13 protein-coding genes and 1 pseudogene are annotated in these 16,176 nt (G+C 59.0%); 8 read left to right on the plus strand and 6 right to left on the minus strand.

The genetic code is table 11. From position 1 onward, the window contains the following. Positions 1–102 precede the first annotated feature (102 nt). The 3 genes from QYH43_RS14045 to QYH43_RS14055 are packed head-to-tail and all read left to right on the plus strand — an operon-like array spanning position 103 to position 3,665. Positions 103–762 carry a paraquat-inducible protein A gene (locus tag QYH43_RS14045; RefSeq protein WP_095060055.1) on the plus strand — a complete coding sequence of 220 codons (660 nt, stop codon included), beginning with the start codon at positions 103–105 and terminating at the stop codon, positions 760–762. Beyond that, a complete protein-coding gene (locus tag QYH43_RS14050; protein WP_095060053.1) occupies positions 749–1,372 on the plus strand; it encodes a paraquat-inducible protein A in 624 nt (207 codons plus the stop codon). The genes QYH43_RS14045 and QYH43_RS14050 overlap by 14 nt, the downstream gene beginning before the upstream one ends. After that, positions 1,365–3,665: an MlaD family protein gene (locus QYH43_RS14055; RefSeq protein WP_301157239.1), complete on the plus strand. Its 2,301-nt coding sequence runs from the start codon at positions 1,365–1,367 to the stop codon at positions 3,663–3,665. The genes QYH43_RS14050 and QYH43_RS14055 overlap by 8 nt, the downstream gene beginning before the upstream one ends. A 209-nt stretch (positions 3,666–3,874) precedes the next feature. Here QYH43_RS14055 and mksF read toward each other — a convergent pair whose 3' ends face one another. Genes mksF through mksB form a run of 3 tightly spaced genes read right to left on the minus strand, consistent with a single transcriptional unit; the run spans position 3,875 to position 8,680 of the window. Continuing rightward, positions 3,875–6,715 carry an Mks condensin complex protein MksF gene (mksF, locus tag QYH43_RS14060; protein WP_095060049.1) on the minus strand — a complete coding sequence of 947 codons (2,841 nt, stop codon included), beginning with the start codon at positions 6,713–6,715 and terminating at the stop codon, positions 3,875–3,877. Further along, entirely contained in the window at positions 6,712–7,413 is a 702-nt protein-coding gene (gene mksE / locus QYH43_RS14065) for an Mks condensin complex protein MksE (protein WP_095060047.1), read from the minus strand. Before mksE ends, mksF begins: the two co-directional genes overlap by 4 nt. Next, positions 7,403–8,680 carry an Mks condensin complex protein MksB gene (gene mksB / locus QYH43_RS14070; RefSeq protein WP_177408844.1) on the minus strand — a complete coding sequence of 426 codons (1,278 nt, stop codon included), beginning with the start codon at positions 8,678–8,680 and terminating at the stop codon, positions 7,403–7,405. Before mksB ends, mksE begins: the two co-directional genes overlap by 11 nt. Positions 8,681–8,901: 221 nt before the next feature. Here mksB and QYH43_RS14075 point away from each other — a divergent pair, with 221 nt between their 5' ends. Both QYH43_RS14075 and rimI read left to right on the plus strand, forming a co-directional pair. Further along, positions 8,902–9,648, plus strand: a complete 747-nt coding sequence (locus tag QYH43_RS14075) for an energy transducer TonB (RefSeq protein ID WP_301157291.1) — start codon at positions 8,902–8,904, stop codon at positions 9,646–9,648. Further along, on the plus strand, positions 9,641–10,093 hold the full coding sequence (gene rimI / locus QYH43_RS14080; RefSeq protein ID WP_095060041.1) for a ribosomal protein S18-alanine N-acetyltransferase: 453 nt from the start codon (positions 9,641–9,643) through the stop codon (positions 10,091–10,093). The genes QYH43_RS14075 and rimI overlap by 8 nt, the downstream gene beginning before the upstream one ends. Positions 10,094–10,217: 124 nt before the next feature. On the opposite strand, the gene QYH43_RS14085 is transcribed toward rimI, so the two are convergent. Beyond that, complete coding sequence (locus QYH43_RS14085) at positions 10,218–10,622, minus strand: serine kinase/phosphatase (RefSeq protein WP_095060039.1); 405 nt, start codon at positions 10,620–10,622, stop codon at positions 10,218–10,220. A gap of 163 nt (positions 10,623–10,785) precedes the next feature. Between QYH43_RS14085 and can the strand changes: the two genes are divergently transcribed. Continuing rightward, on the plus strand, positions 10,786–11,430 hold the full coding sequence (gene can / locus QYH43_RS14090; RefSeq protein WP_095060037.1) for a carbonate dehydratase: 645 nt from the start codon (positions 10,786–10,788) through the stop codon (positions 11,428–11,430). 81 nt (positions 11,431–11,511) lie between these two features. On the opposite strand, the gene QYH43_RS14095 is transcribed toward can, so the two are convergent. Further along, positions 11,512–12,930, minus strand: a complete 1,419-nt coding sequence (locus tag QYH43_RS14095; RefSeq protein ID WP_095060035.1) for a short-chain fatty acid transporter — start codon at positions 12,928–12,930, stop codon at positions 11,512–11,514. Positions 12,931–13,130: 200 nt separating this feature from the next. Between QYH43_RS14095 and QYH43_RS14100 the strand changes: the two genes are divergently transcribed. Continuing rightward, complete coding sequence (locus QYH43_RS14100) at positions 13,131–14,444, plus strand: MFS transporter (protein ID WP_301157240.1); 1,314 nt, start codon at positions 13,131–13,133, stop codon at positions 14,442–14,444. A 129-nt stretch (positions 14,445–14,573) separates the two neighbouring features. Continuing rightward, positions 14,574–15,893 carry a PAS domain-containing methyl-accepting chemotaxis protein gene (locus QYH43_RS14105; RefSeq protein ID WP_095060031.1) on the plus strand — a complete coding sequence of 440 codons (1,320 nt, stop codon included), beginning with the start codon at positions 14,574–14,576 and terminating at the stop codon, positions 15,891–15,893. Here the strand turns inward: QYH43_RS14105 and QYH43_RS14110 are convergent. Beyond that, positions 15,871–16,134 (minus strand): annotated as a pseudogene (locus QYH43_RS14110) (type II toxin-antitoxin system HigA family antitoxin); the annotation flags it as partial. The gene QYH43_RS14105 and the pseudogene QYH43_RS14110 overlap by 23 nt on opposite strands. Between the last annotated feature and the right edge of the window lie 42 nt (positions 16,135–16,176).

Raw genomic sequence — 16,176 nt, forward strand, 5'->3', positions numbered from 1 at the left:
TTTGGGCGTAGAAAAAGACGAGATCAATCAAGCACAAATTGCTCAGTTATTTTCGCCCCAGAACACTAGAATAGGTCCAACTTTTTCAGAGTCAGAGCACTTATGCCGGATTCGGTTGACGCCAAAGGGCTGTCAGAATTACCACTGGAAAATCTGGTCGCCTGTCATGAGTGCGACCTGCTAATGCGTAAGCCCGATCTTGCCCATGGCGAAAAAGCCCTGTGCCCGCGCTGTGGCTACGAGCTTTACGCCCATCGGCACAACGTCGTGCAGCGTAGTCTCGCGTTGGTATTTACCGCTCTGCTGTTGTACATCCCGGCGAACTTTTTACCCATCATGCAGCTCAATCTCCTCGGGCAATCGTCGAATGACACCGTCTGGAGTGGGGTTGTTGCGCTTTTTGATACGGGGATGCAAAGCGTTTCAGTGATTGTGTTCCTGTGCAGCATGGGCATCCCGCTGCTCAAGCTGCTGTGCCAATTGGTCGTATTGTTGAGTATCCGTTTCGATATCGGACGTAGCTACGGCTTGTTGCTCTATCGCATTTATCACCACATACGCGAATGGGGGATGCTTGAGGTTTACCTCATGGGCGTATTGGTTGCGATCGTAAAACTGGCAGATATGGCAGCAATCACCATAGGCCTGGGGTTGGCGTGCTTCATAGGTTTGTTGCTGGTTCAGGTCTGGCTGGAGGTCGTCATGTCGCCTCACCAGATCTGGCAAGCGTTATCAGGAGAGGATGCCCATGCGGGCGATTGATGCAGGCATTCTGATTTGCAAAGAATGTCATGAATTGAACAGGCAGGAAGCTGATACCGATGAGCAGGTCTGTACGCGCTGCGGAGCGTTGGTGCATGCCCGCACCCCCAACAGTCTGGTGCGGACCTGGGCTTTGCTGATCACCGCCGCCATTCTTTACATACCGGCCAATCTGTTGCCGATCATGACCATCAACTCTTTGGGCAAAGGTGCTCCCAGTACGATCATGGCGGGGGTAATCGATTTGGTGCACTACGGCATGGTCCCTATTGCCGCCGTGGTGTTTATCGCCAGTATTGTGGTGCCCACGTTCAAGCTGGTGGGGATCGCGTTGCTGCTGTTTTCCGTGCAGCGCCGCCAACCACTTTCAGCGCGTCAGCGCATCTGGATGTACCGCTTTATTGAATTCATCGGCCGCTGGTCGATGCTTGATATCTTTGTGATCGCCATCCTGGTGGCGGTCGTGAATTTCGGGAGGCTTGCCAGTATCGAAGCCAATCTTGGCGCAGTCGCTTTCGCCAGTGTGGTGATTTTGACGATGCTTGCCGCGGTAACTTTTGATCCCCGACTGATTTGGGATAACACGGAGTCGGACGACGACCATGAGTGATTTGCCTGTAGCGAAAACCCGACCGGCCTCGAACTGGTCTGCCATCTGGGTATTGCCTTTGATTGCCTTGATCATTGGCGGCTGGCTCGGTTGGCGTGCCTATAACGAAACCGGCATCATGATTCAGGTGCGCTTTGAAAGTGGAGAGGGCATTCAGGCCAACAAGACTGAGGTTGTCTATAAAGGCATGTCGGTCGGTAAGGTCAAAAGTCTCAAGCTCGATGACGAGGGCAACTCGAAGGGTGTGATCGCCAGCGTCGAAATGAACAAGGATGTGGAACAGTATCTGCGTACTGGCACCCGTTTCTGGCTGATCAAACCGAGTGTGACCCTGGCCGGTATCACGGGTCTGGAAACGCTGGTTTCGGGTAACTATGTTGCGGTCAGTCCGGGAGAGGGCGAGTCGATCCGCAAGTTCAAGGCTCTGGCAGAGGAACCGCCGCTCTCTGATGCGCAGCCCGGCCTGCATCTGACCATCAAGGCTGATCGCCTGGGTTCGTTGAACCGTGGCAGCCCGGTGTTCTACAAGCAGATCAAGGTTGGGGAGATCAAGAGCTATATCCTTTCTGAAGACCAGAGCACCGTTGAGCTCAAGGTATTCATTGAGCCGACCTACGCCAAACTGGTGCGCAAACACACCCGTTTCTGGAACGCCAGTGGCGTCAGCATCGATGCCAGCCTGTCGGGCGTGAAGATACGCAGTGAATCCTTGGCCAGTATCGTCGCCGGTGGTATTGCGTTCGCAACGCCGGAGAACCGCAAGGACAGCCCGCCCACCGATCCGAGTCTGCCATTCAGACTCTTTGAAGACTTCGATGCGGCAGCGGCTGGTATTCGAATCAAGGTCAAGCTCACCGATTTCGACGGCCTGCAGGCCGGTCGTACGCCGGTGATGTACAAAGGCATCCAGGTTGGCAATCTCAAGGCACTGAAGGTTGATCCTGATCTGTCCGGGGCTACCGCCGAATTGACGATGGATCCGTTGGCCGAAGATTACCTGGTGGACGGCACGCAATTCTGGGTGGTCAAACCGTCGATTTCCCTGGCGGGGATTACCGGCCTGGAAGCACTGGTCAAAGGTAACTACATCGCTGTGCGTCCTGGTGACAAGGGCGCAGCTCCGCAACGCGAATTCGTCGCGCGGCCCAAGGCGCCGCCACTGGATCTGCGCGCACCTGGCTTGCACCTCGTGTTGTTCACCGAAAACCTCGGCTCGCTGGAAGTCGGTAGCCCGGTTCTCTACAAGCAGGTCAAGGTCGGTTCGGTCCAGAGCTACCAGTTCTCGAGAACCAAAAAGCAGCTGATTATTGGTGTGCACATCGAGAAGGAATACGAGGAACTGGTCAACGGCTCGACACGCTTCTGGAATGCCAGCGGTATTACGCTCAAGGGCGGGCTGAATGGGGTTGAGGTTAAAAGTGAGTCGCTACAGAGTCTGATGGCTGGCGGTATCGCTTTCGAGACGCCGGAAGCCAAGGCGCCATTGCAGAAACGCATTCCTCGTTTCCGTCTATTCCCCAATCATGAAGACGCCACACAGAAGGGGGAGGTCGTCACGATCAAAGTGGAACGCGCCGATGGTTTGCGTACCGGCACGCCGATTCGCTTCAAAGGCCTGGATGTCGGCAAGATTGAAGATGTCGACCTGAGTGATGATTTGCAGTCAGTGCTGCTGACCGCTCGTATCACTGAAGTGCCGGAGCGCATCGCTCGGGTTGGTAGTCAGTTCTGGGTGGTCAAGCCTGAACTGGGACTGATCAAGACGTCCAACCTAGAAACACTGGTGACTGGGCAATACATTGAAGTACAGCCTGCTGCCAAGAATCTTGGACCGCAGAAGACCTTCGTGGCACTGCCCACTCCACCTGAAACTGCCAAACAGGAAGCCGGTTTGAGCCTGGTGTTGAGCGCCCCGCGCCGTGGATCCCTCAAGGCCGGTGTGCCGGTCACCTACCGTGAAATCACTGTAGGCAAAGTGGTCGGATATGAGTTGGGCCAAACCGCTGATCGTGTGTTGATCCGTATCCTGATCGAACCGAAGTACGCGCCGTTGGTACGCACGGGTACGCGCTTCTGGAACACCAGTGGATTTGACTTCGATGTCGGCCTGTTCAGAGGCGCTACGGTGCGCACTGAATCCCTGGAAACGATCATTCAGGGCGGTGTTGCCTTTGCCACGCCAGACGGCGAGAACATGGGCAATCAGGCACTGCCCGAGCAAACGTTCGCGCTGTTTGACAAGTTCGAAGACGAATGGCTGACCTGGGCGCCGAAGATCAGCCTGGGTAAATGACAGGAAATGGATAGGGCGTCTGTAATGACGCCATCTCGAGCGAGCTCGCTCCCACAAGATCCAGTGGTGTTTGTTTCACCGCAAATCCTGTAGGAGCGAGCTTGCTCGCGATAGGGCCTTAAAGGTCACCGATACCGTTAAAAGATACCCATGAAAAAGGCCGCGATCCAAAATGGATCGCGGCCTTTTTACTGCCTTCGATTCAAGCCTCAGACTGCATCCAGCTCCGGTTCATTCGCTTGCTCATTGACCGTTGCCTTCACTTGATCGTGACGACGAATGTACTTCCAGTCTGCCTCATCGATGTAGATGCCGGCCGGGCCGCTACCGCCTTCCAGGTCGATGGCGACACTGGCACAGACTTGCGGCTTCACGCTCGCCAGGATCGGCACGAAGCCCAATTGCAGGCTGGTTTCCAGCAGGGCGGCCTGGTTCTTCTCGTCGATGTCTGCCGCCTCATCGAGGTAGTACGGCAGACGCACGCGGCCGGCGAGGTCACGGTCCATCAAGTGCAGCAACAAGTACATGTTGGTCAGCGCCTTGATGGTCATCGTGGTGCCGTTGGACGCGGCGCCGTCGATGTCGGTGTGGATCACCGGCTGACCGTTGACCTTGGTGATTTCGAACGCCAGTTCAAACAGATCCTTGAGACCGAGCTGGTTGTGATTCGCCGCCACCAGGCGCGCCAGGTATTCCTTGGCCTCTTCGTTCTTGTTGTCCTGCTCGGCGCTTTGGCTGAGGTCGAAGACGGACAGGGTTTCACCTTCTTCGTACTGACCGGCACTGTGGATGATCTGGTCGATGTGCTTGAGCGCTTCCTTGTTCGGCGCGAGGACGATGCGGAAGCTTTGCAGGTTGGACACCTGACGCTTGTTGATCTCGCGGTTGAACAGCGCCAGTTGGTGCTCAAGGCTGTCGTAGTCGCTGCGGATGTTGCGCAGGGTCCGGGCGATGTCCGTCACGGCGGCACGGCGTGCCTTGCCGAGGGTCAGGGCTTCGTCGGTGCGGTGCGCGTAAGCGTTGATCAACAGAGACAGACGGCGCTCCATGTCGTCTTCGCTGTCGAACTTGGCCACGCCCTTGAGGCGCACCTGAGCGTACAGCGCTTCGATCTGGCCGTCGGCGCGCAGCAGGCCTTGCCAGCTGTCCTGATAGTCGTTGAGCAACGGCAGCAGGTTGTCCATCGAATCGTCGATCGGGTCCATGAACGGCGTGCCGAACGGCAGGTCCGCCGGCAACAGCTGACGGCGACGCAGGGCGTCGTCGAGGGTGCGTTGCTTGGCTTCCATGTCGCCGATCTGCCGGCCGACCAATTGCAGCTTGGCCGACAGTTGCTGGACGCGTTCGGTGAAGGCGTCACTGGAACGCTTCAGTTCGTCCTGCGCGGCTTCCATTTGCGCCAGTTGTTCGAGCTTGTCACCTTCCTCGGCGCTCAGTGTTTGCGCGCGACGGAAGTCTTCCAACGCCTTCTGCGCATCCAGCACTTGCTGGTACAGCGCTTCGGTCTGGGTCTTGCTCGCAGCGCGGTCGGCGGCGACGGCTTGCTGGGTCTTGAGTTGCTTGAGTTCTTTGTCCAGACGCTCTTTCTGATCGCGCAGTGCGGCACGGTCCGCCAGGGCTTGCAAGGCTGGCGGTTCGATGTTCGAGATGTCGATGGACAGGCCCGGTACTTCGAAACGCTCACCTTTGAAGCCGTCGAGGATCAGTTCCACCGACTTCACCCAGTCGCCGTTCTCGTCGAGGGTGATGCCGTGTTCGCCCAATGGCAGGCTGAACAGCGCGCTGTTGAACAGGCGCATTAGACGCTCGACGTCTTGCTGCGAGAACTCTTCACGCAGACGGGCGTAGCTGTTGTTGTCGGCGTGATCGAGTTGCTGTTTGACCGACTTCAAGCGCTTTTCCAGGTCGCGCAGACGCTCTTCGAGGTCTTCGGCGCTGAACTGACGGGACTGCGCCAATGCACCGGCCAGTTCGTCGTGAGCGTCCTTGGCGGCCAGCAGTTGCTGTTCCAGCACCTTGACGTCATCGACCAGGGCAAAGCGATGCTTGAGCACCGACAGTTCGCCGAGCCAGCGCTGGATGCCGGTGATTTCCCGTTCCAGGCGCATCAGCTCCTGAGTGCCGCCGCGCTGATCGTTTTGCAGGGCGTCCTGCTCGTTGCGGTAGTGTTCGGACTGAATGGTCAGTTCTTCCTTGCGCGCACTGGCGTAGTCCGACCAGGTGCCGAGCAAGGAGTCGAGCAGGGGAGAGATCCGGTGCAATTTGCCGCGCAGAATGTCGCGTTGCTTGACGCCGTTGGCCAGTGCTTCGACCAATGGGCCGGCAGCAACCAGCGAGTTGTAGTCCTGCTCCATGCGTCGTACATCGCGGAAGGCTTCTTCGCACGCAGCAATGTAATCGACGCTACCGGAGCGCAGGCTGTGCTCGAAGGCATCGAGGAACAATTGCTTAAGCTTGGCCGCAGTGATTTCGCGCATGTGCAGCAGGTTGATGAACAGCGCGCGGAAAGTCTTCAGGCTTTGCTCGCTGGTGGAGCGCAGCGGAATCAGCGTCAGGTCCAGCGGGATCGACGTGTGTCCGCCGACCAGCAAACGGCGCAGTTCATCCGGCTTGAGTTCGTAGGCTTTCAGGCCTTCGCGCTCAAGGTTGGTGAACAGTTCTTTCTGACGCAGGCAGGTATCGTTCTTTTGGTAGTGAGCCAAATCGAGTTTGCCGGCGTAAGCGAAGAACTGGTGACCGAAACCACCACCCGGGCCGCGCCCGACCACGCCGATCACGTGCGGGCCGTGGGGCAGGTTCACTTCAACGAGGATGTAGCTGGTGTCCGAAGCGAAGTAGAAGCGCCGGGATTGCTCCAGGCTGTACTTGCCGAAACTCATGTCCGACATGCGCGCCAGGATCGGGAACTGCAAGGCGTTGATCGAGGCGGATTTGCCGAGGTTGTTCGCACCGTATACCGACAGCGGTTCTTCCAGCGGGAACAGACCAAGGCTGTAACCGGCGGTGTTCAGAAGGGCAAAGCGGCGGATGCCGTAACGTTCCTTGCTCATGCGTCGAGCTCCTGTTCTTCGGCGATGGCCCGGGCCAGCGCGTCTTCTTCGCTTTCACCTTCGAATTCACTGAGGTCGAGCGGATCGTCGGTCTGCAGCAGTTTTTCGTCGCTGTCTTCATCGATCAGCACTGGCACCGGCAGCGGCAATACGCTGTGCAGGCTGGCCGCCAGATCACGGTCCTGTTGAACCGACAGGCACACATCGAGGAAACGGTGCATGGGCGGCAGGAAACGGTAGATGCCGTTTTCTTCGCCCGCGAAGCCGAGTTGGGTCATGCGGCGCATGATTTTTTCTTCGAGTTCTTCGACGGTCTGCACTTCAGCCTGGATGAACAGGTCGCGATACTTATCCAGCAACGACGGCAATTCATCGCGGCCGAGGCTGCCACCGTCGAGCACTGTGATCGGGTCACGGCCCTGGTCGGCCAGGTGTTCGACGAGGATGAAGGTGAACAGGGCCAGACGCTGGGCGGTCTTGTTCACCGCAGCGGCGGCGAGGTCCGGCACGAAGTAGTAGAAACCGCGGGTATCGCAGACCAGTTCAAAGCCCAGGGCCTTGAACAGCGTGCGGTATTGGTCCTGAAAGTTCGACAACTGTGCGTACAGCTCCGGATCGCGGCGGCTGACGTGATAACCCTTGAATAGCTCGCGAAAAATCGGTGCCAGATGGGACAGTTCGGATAGATCAAGATGCATAGGGAGTGCTCGCAGAATCCTCGACGGCGGTGTCGCCAGCCGAGAGCAGGGCGAAGGAGCGCAGGCTGACCTGGTGCTCGTGTGTGAAGTAGTCGCGACGTTCCAGGCGCTCGCGCTTGAAGCGTTTTTCCCGGGACAGGCGAGAGAACCAGTACAGCAATTCGTCGGTGGCGCCGTCCGGTTCCTGCTCCAGCAGCCAGGTCATCAGGTCCGGCATCGGCAGGGCATCTTCGCAGCGTTCGAGCATTTCCCGAACCGTGCGCGGTGCGCGGGGCGCTTCGCCTTTCTGGGTCTTGTGGGCCTTTGGGAAACGCGCCGGTTTCGGTTCGAAACGGGCCAGGGCGTAAACGTAGGCTTCGACCTGACTGGCGCTGCCGAGGAAAGTGCTCTGCGGGCGCGTGAACATCGGCATGGCCGCATGCGGTACGGCGTCGATGCCTTTGCGCCGGATCATCGACAGGGCCAGTGCGGCGCCACGGGTCACGGCGTTGTGGCGACGCGCTTCTTCACGCAGCGGCAGCAGCAATTCGCGGGCATGACGCAGGGTCAACTGGGCGCTGGTCTGCATTTCGAGGATGCGCGCGTGGGTGCGCAGCAGCATGTCATCGTCGACCAGGTGGCCGAGACGTTGCTGCTCGCTGAGCATCTTCAGCAGCACGGTTTCGACCTTGCGCACGCCTTGTTCGAAGGCGCCGTCGGCGTTCACCAGATCAATCATCGGCTCGACGTATTCGTCCCAGGTCGCCAGGACTTCAGCGTAACGCTGGCGCAAGGGAATCTGCCGGTCGCTGGTTTTCGCCCTTTCGGCGACGGCCACCAGCGCCTGTTCGTCGTTATCGAGTTTTTTCAGTACATCGCGCACCCGCATGTCGAGCAGGCGCAACTGGCGCGCCAGGTCGTTGCCATCGCGAATATCGAAGGCGTCCTGGATGTAACCGGCCAGGCGTTCGAGGTGGCGCAAATAGGCTTCGATCTCCAGGCACAGGCCCAAACGGTGTTCACGGCGCAGGTAGGCGAGGAAATCGTGAATCTGCGCATTGAGCTCGAACCGGTTCGGGCTTTTCGCCACGGGAACCAGGATATCGAGGCGAATCCACACGTCCAGCAGGCTGGTGATGTCCTGCGGCGTACTGTCGAGTTGCTGGGCGGCCAACTGTGAACGCAATTCGTTGAGGCTCAGTGTGCCTTGGTCGAAGTGCTCGCACAGTGGCTCCAGAAGTGCCCAGTGTTCAGCGAGGGCGCGCAAGACGCGCTTGGGTTCGATCATCGGAATGGCCGGCTGGTTGGCGATTAAAAGCCGCGATTGTACTGCATTGGGCGCGATGCGATTCACTCTCGGGACAAGCTGTCGCTTTTTGTATCGGTAAAGTCTATCGATCAACAGCGGGCGATCTTGTGCGAACGGCGGTAGAATCAGCGCACTATTAGTTATCCACAAGTGGCCGACCTTTGCTTATCGAGTCCCGCCGTCGCGCTTATTTGAACGCCATGCAGGTGGTCAACTGGCTGCCGCGCACCGAATTGCCCTTTGCCGCGCCGTCGCGGCCCGAGCTGCTGGAGATCGCCGAGCCGCTTGTCGTCGCGTCTGTTGCGCCGGCTCCGGTGGCTGAAACGCCCGTGGCGCCTGCGGTCAAGGCGACCGAGCGGGTGAAGATCGAGGTGCCGCGGCCATCGGCGGCGAGCACGCGCACCGGGGCCAAACCGGTGGAGGAGGCTGAAGCGGCACCGGTCGTGGCCAAGGCGCCGGTCGTACCGCCACCGCGCTTCGCGCTGCAATTGCTGCGGGCCGGGCGTTGCCTGCTGCTGGTCGAGTTACCCACAGGCGAAACGTTCCAGACCCGCGATCCCGCTTATTTGCTGCTCAAAGACATGCTGCGCGCCGCCGGTCTGCCGGACAGCCCGCAGATCGTCGGCGAACCGATACGCTGGCCACTGCTGGTGCGCGGAACGATGGATCAGGGACCGGAAGCGGCCCGTGACTTTGTGCAGGGTTTTCTCTCGCTGCGGATGGAAGAGGCGCCGTGCGTCTGTTTATGGCTGATCGGCCTGCCCGCTGTACGTTTTGCCGGCGAAACCAATGCCGAGTCGTTCAACCGCGAACTCCTGGTCGAAGGCCTGGGGTCGGTCTGGGCCCTGCCGGGCCTGGAGTTATTAATGGAAGAGCCACAGCGTAAAGCTGATGTATGGCAAGCCATGCGTCGGCTGATGGCGCGCTGGAAAGAATCGAATGAGTGACGCTGTATCGTTCCGCCCGATGACCGAGGCGGACATGGAAACCGTACTGAAGATCGAATACGCGGCTTACAGCCATCCCTGGACCCGCGGGATTTTTCTCGATGGCCTGGGCAAATATCAGATCTGGTTGATGTATGAGGGCCAGCAGCAGGTGGGCCACGGTGTGGTGCAGATCATCCTTGATGAGGCGCATCTGCTGAACATCACCGTCAAACCGGAAAACCAGGGCCGTGGCCTGGGCCTGACGTTGCTGGAACATCTGATGTCGATTGCCTACAAGGCCGACGCCCGAGAGTGCTTTCTGGAAGTGCGCGACAGCAATACCGCGGCGTTCAGGCTTTATGAACGGTATGGCTTCAACGAAATCGGCCGTCGCCGGGATTACTACCCGGCGGTGGGCGGGCGCGAAGATGCGGTGGTCATGGCCTGTACTTTGGTGGATTGAATCACCATTGTGGCGAGGGAGCTTGCTCCCGCTGGGCCGCGAAGCGGTCCCCTGTGAGGTTTAGGCAATATTTCTCGCGACTGCTTCGCAGCCGAACGGGAGCAAGCTCCCTTGCCACAAAAAATCAGCGCTTGCCATCCATCGGATCGCGCCGCGCCAGCTCCGCTTCATCCAGGCCATTGCCGCCGCCGATGTCGTCCTCATCGACAATGCTCAGGTCCCAATCCGCGCGATTGTCCTCGCCAGCCTCATGGCCATCTCGCGCACCGTCTTCACGGATCAATGTTTCCGGGCTCATGTCATCGTCGGTGGGCTCATGGTCATCGGTCGAAGCACCGGTCATGCCCGCTTCACGCAAGCGCTGGCGCGGCATCAGCTGCTCGCGTTCTTTTTCGGGCAGTTCGTCACCGATTTTTGCACTGGGTTCTTCCTCATCGAAATCCAGTTCATGTACCGAGCCCATGCGGTCTTCGTTATCATCAATGGGTTGCGGTTGCGCCGCATCGTATGGACGTCGTGAATCAGTCATGGCAATTCCTCATACTGTGGGCCTTACTAGGGTGGACCTGTCGGGCTCATGAGAATTCCACCGGCATGGAGCGCCACCTCGCATCAGGGTTTCTGCAATACGCGCGTGACCTCGACGGGCGGTCGTCTGTCAAAGCAGCGCATCATTCACGAGGCTTCATTGCATGAACGAATTACAAGATCTGATTGATAACAACGAGCGTTGGGCCGCTGCGATCAAGGAGGAAGATCCTGACTTCTTCGCCAAACTGGCCCGTCAGCAGACCCCGGAATTCCTGTGGATCGGTTGTTCCGATGCCCGCGTGCCGGCGAACGAGATTGTGGGCATGCTGCCCGGTGACCTGTTCGTGCACCGCAACGTGGCGAACGTGGTGTTGCACACCGACCTGAACTGCCTGTCGGTGATCCAGTACGCGGTCGACGTGCTCAAGGTCAAACACATCCTCGTCACCGGTCACTATGGCTGCGGCGGCGTGCGTGCCTCGATGCAGGATCGTCAGTTGGGCCTGATTGACGGCTGGCTGCGCTCGATCCGCGATCTGTATTACGAAAAACGCGAAGAACTGGCCAAGTACGCGACCGAAGAGGAGCGTGTCGACCGCCTCTGCGAGCTCAACGTGATCCAGCAAGTGGCCAACGTCGGCCACACCAGCATCGTGCAGAACGCCTGGCACCGTGGGCAGAGCCTGTCGATCCACGGTTGCATCTACGGCATCAAGGACGGTCGCTGGAAAAGCCTGAACGCCACCATCAGCGGCTTCGAGCAACTGCCGCCGCAGTACCGTCTGCGTCCGGTTGATGCGCAGTAAAGCCTTTCTGTAGGCGTTAGCTGAGTCAAAACTGCTGTTACAAAAAAGGGGCCGATAGCGATATCGGCCCCTTTTTTGCTGTTAAGGCATCACCGGCGGTGTGTACGCCAGCGTTGTTCCCAGTGCCCACAAAAGAAACAGCACCAGCGGCGTGTGCACCAGCAGTTGCACGAACGAGAAACCGATCAGGTCCCGCGCCTTCAACCCCAGCACACCCAGCAGCGGCAGCATGTAGAACGGGTTGATCAGGTTCGGCAGGGCTTCGGCAGCGTTATAGATCTGCACGGCCCAGCCCAGGTGATAGTTCAGGTCGTTGGCGACTTGCATCACGTAGGGGGCTTCGATGATCCACTTGCCGCCGCCGGACGGGATGAAGAAACCGAGGATCGCCGAATACACGCCCATCAGCAGCGCATAAGTGTCGTGGGACGCGATGCTGACGAAAAAGGTCGAGATGTGATGGGCCAGGGTCTGGGCATCGGCGCCTTTGACCGTCGTCATCAACGCGGCAATCGAGCCGTACAGCGGGAACTGGATCAGCACGCCGGTGGTGGTCGGCACCGCACGGGACACCGCGTCGAGGAAGCTGCGCGGGCGCCAGTGCAGCAAGGCACCGAGCATGATGAACAGGAAGTTGTAGGTGTTCAGCCCGGAAATCGCAGTGATCGTCGGTTTGGTCGAAAATTCGTGGAACAGCCAACCGCCCGCCAGCAGCACCAGCACAATGGTCAACAACGGACTGTATTCCAGCCATTCACCGGGACGGGTGCGTGGTTGCAGAGGCGGCAGGTTGAAGCTCGGGTCGACGCCGCAGGCCTTGGCGTCCCGAGCCGTGTTCGGACCCGGTGCGGTGGCGTAGGCGATGATCAGCGAGATGACGATCAGCGCCAGCAGCATCACGCCGGATTGCCACAGGAAGATTGTTTGCGTGAAAGGAATCACCCCGGTGATCGACAGAATCGAGGGCGGCAGGCTGGCCGGGTTGGCCTGCAATTGCGCAGCGGACGACGACAGGCCCAATGCCCATACCGCGCCAAGGCCCAGATAGGCCGCGGCACCTGCGGCGCGATAGTCCATTTTCAGGTCGGTACGGCGGGCGAGGGCGCGTACCAGCAAGCCGCCGAACACCAGCGACAAACCCCAGTTCAGCAGCGATGCGACCATGGAAATCAGCGCCACCCAAGCCACGGCGGAACGGCCGTTTTTCGGGATCTTCGCCAAGCGGTCGATCAACTTCACCGCCGGTGGTGAACTGGCGACGACGTAGCCGCCAATCACCACGAAGGCCATTTGCATGGTGAACGGGATCAGGCTCCAGAAACCATCGCCGAACGCCATCGCGGCATCGGTGGGTTTGGCGCCCATGGCCAAGGTGGCGAGGGCGACAATAATCACTGCCAGCGCCGCAAACACCCAGGAATCAGGGAACCAGCGTTCGGCGAAACTTGAACAGCGCAGGGCAAAACGGGCAGAGCGGGTATCTTCGATATCAGCGGCCACGGGGGTACCTCGGATTTTTTATGTTTGTTGTGGTCATGCGGGCCGCACCGGCCCGTCCCGACAGACGGCAACATTAATTCACACCGACAATTTTTGCGGGGCTGATTTGCGGCTATGCGACTTTGGTCTAACGGGTTGTCCGTCGGCGCGTTTGCGTAGACCATGAGCGCCTTGGTTTTTGCCTGCCAGAGTTCTTTTTCATGACTGCCAACACCGATTCGCGCCCGGCGCCGTTCAGCCGCTCGGACTACAAGACCCTGGGGCTTGCGGCCCTTGGCGGGGCGCTGGAAATCTACGACTTCATCATTTTCGTGTTTTTCGCGCTGACATTGAGCCAGCTGTTCTTCCCACCGGAAATGCCCGAATGGCTGCGGTTGCTGCAGAGTTTCGGGATCTTCGTCACCGGTTACCTGGCGCGGCCGCTGGGCGGAATCCTGATGGCGCATTTCGCCGATCGACTGGGACGCAAGAAGGTCTTCAGCCTGAGCATCCTGATGATGGCGCTGCCGTGCCTGCTGATCGGGATCATGCCGACCTACGCCCAGATCGGCTATTTCGCACCGTTGCTGCTGTTGGTGCTGCGCGTGCTTCAGGGGGCGGCGGTGGGCGGCGAAGTGCCGAGTGCCTGGGTGTTTGTCGCCGAGCATGCGCCAGTGGGGCATCGCGGTTATGCCCTGGGCTTTTTGCAGGCAGGGCTGACGTTTGGTTACTTGATCGGTGCGTTGACCGCGACTTTTCTGGCGCAGGCGTTCACACCGGCGGAAATTCTCGATTACGCCTGGCGCTACCCGTTCCTGTTGGGCGGTGTGTTCGGCGTGATTGGCGTCTGGTTGCGTCGCTGGCTCAACGAAACGCCAGTGTTCATGGCCATGCAGGCGCAGCGCGAAACCGCGGTCGAGCTGCCGTTGCGCACAGTTCTGCGTGAGCATCGCCTGGCCATGCTGCCGGCGATGATCCTCACCTGTGTACTGACTTCGGCGGTGGTGGTGTTCGTGGTCATCACCCCGACCATGATGCAGAAAGCCTTTGGCATGACGGCCAGTCTTACCTTCGGCCTGAGTGCGTTGGGCATCGTTTTTCTGAACATTGGCTGCGTATTCGCCGGGTTGCTGGTCGACCGAATCGGCGCCTGGCGCACGGTGATGCTCTATAGCCTGTTGCTGCCGCTGGGGATTGGCGTGCTTTACGGTTGTCTGATCACGGGCGGTGACTGGATCGGTCTCGCCTACGTGATTGCGGGTCTTTGCTGTGGCGTGGTGGGCGCGGTGCCGTCGGTAATGGTCAACCTGTTTCCGGCGCGAGTTCGTGTGTCAGGCATTTCCTTCACCTACAACATTGCCTACGCCGCCTGGGCGAGTGTCACACCGTTGCTGCTGATCGGTCTGATGCCGTGGAGCCCATGGGTCTGTGTGATGTTCAGTGCGGTGATGGGGGCGGTGGGCGTGAGTAGCGCAGCGTATTTCGGTGCGCGCATGCCCAGCCTCGGGCGTTGCGCGGCGACCGAGGTTGCCTGAGTGGCGGGATTGCAGAAGGTGATGGATTTTATTTTTGTAGGACAAAGCTGAAGCGCTCTTCAGAAAAGATCTACAAGGCCGATGGCTAGGTTGCATGTCGCTTTCTACCCTGTCCATCGGTGCTTTCCCATGTTCAATAAACGCTTGAAGCAGGAGCTGTCGGCTCTTCGTGAAGAACTCTCCAGCCTTCAGCAAGTGAAGGAAAGTCTGGAAAGCGAAATGCTGGTGCTGACCCTCGACAGTGAGGGGCGGGTCAAGTCGGTCAATCAGAACTTCCTCGATGAGATGCATTACAAGAGCAACGACTTGATCGGCCGGCACATTGACGATCTGGTTCCCGATCATTTGAAACACGACGAATTCCAGCTGCGCTTCAAGAATGCATTGATCCGTGGCGAGCACTTTGCCGGCACCGTGCGCCTGTTGCGCGGCACTGGGAAGGAAGCCTGGCTGCGTTCGATCTTCCAGCCGGTGCGCTGCGCGAGCGGGCGGATCAAACACTTCTCGATTTATTCCAGCGACCTGACGCGCACCATCGAATCCTCCCGCGAACACGAGAACCTGATCGGTGCATTGGTTCGGTCCACCGCGGTGATCGAGTTCGACCTCAATGGCAACGTGCTGACGGCCAATGACCGTTTTCTGTCGGGCATGGGTTACAGCCTGGCGCAGATCAAAGGCAAACATCACCGCACCTTTTGCTTGCCAGAAGAGTACAACAGCCCCAATTACCAGAATTTCTGGCGTCGCCTGAACGCGGGCGAATTCGTGGCGGATCGTTTCAAACGGATCGACAGTCATGGTCGTATGGTCTGGCTGGAGGCTTCCTACAACCCAGTGGTTGATGCCAACAACAAACTGTACAAAGTAGTGAAGTTCGCCACGGTCATCACCGATCAGGTCAATCAGGAACACGCCATCGCCGAAGCCGCCAACATTGCCTACAGCACGTCCCAGCAAACCGACCAGAGTGCCCAGCGCGGCAATGCCGTGGTCACCCAGGCAGTCGATGTGATGCGTGACCTGGCCAGGCACATGCAAACCGCTGGCGATGGTATCGAGGCGTTGAACGAGCAATCGCTGGTGATCGGCACCATCGTCAAGACCATCAGCGGCATCGCTGAACAGACCAACTTGCTGGCGCTCAATGCGGCCATCGAAGCGGCCCGCGCGGGTGAACAAGGTCGGGGTTTTGCCGTGGTGGCAGATGAGGTCCGGCAATTGGCGTCACGCACCAGCCAGGCCACCGACGAAATCGTCCTCGTGGTGCGTCAGAACCAGGACATGGCGCGCAATGCCGTGGCCCTGATGACTGACGGCAAGCTTCAGGCCGAGCAGGGGCTGGCGCTGGCGGCGGAAGCGGGGACGGTGATTGTCGAGATCCAGGACGGCGCACAGAAAGTGGTCAACGCGGTGGGACAGTTTGCTAATCAGTTGGTGACCATTTGACGGGTTTGATCAGGCTTTGAGCTGGTATTCCGAACAGTTCGTGAAGCTTCCAGATCATCGGCAACGTTAATGCGCGTTTGCCATTCAGTACTTCGTAGACACGGTTTGTACGGCCGATAGCTGGCGCAAGGTCAGCAGCAGACAGGCCGGATTGCTCCATGCGGAATTTGATTGCATCAATTGGATTCGGCAAGTCGACTGGAAACTGTTTTACCTCGTAGGCCTCGATAAGCGTGATCATGCGCGAGAGTGCTCAAGTGGATCTGCTCTCCAAAAAAAGGGC

Origin of the sequence: Pseudomonas sp. C32 (assembly GCF_030417915.1) — a bacterium.
Taxonomy (GTDB): Bacteria; Pseudomonadota; Gammaproteobacteria; order Pseudomonadales; family Pseudomonadaceae; genus Aquipseudomonas.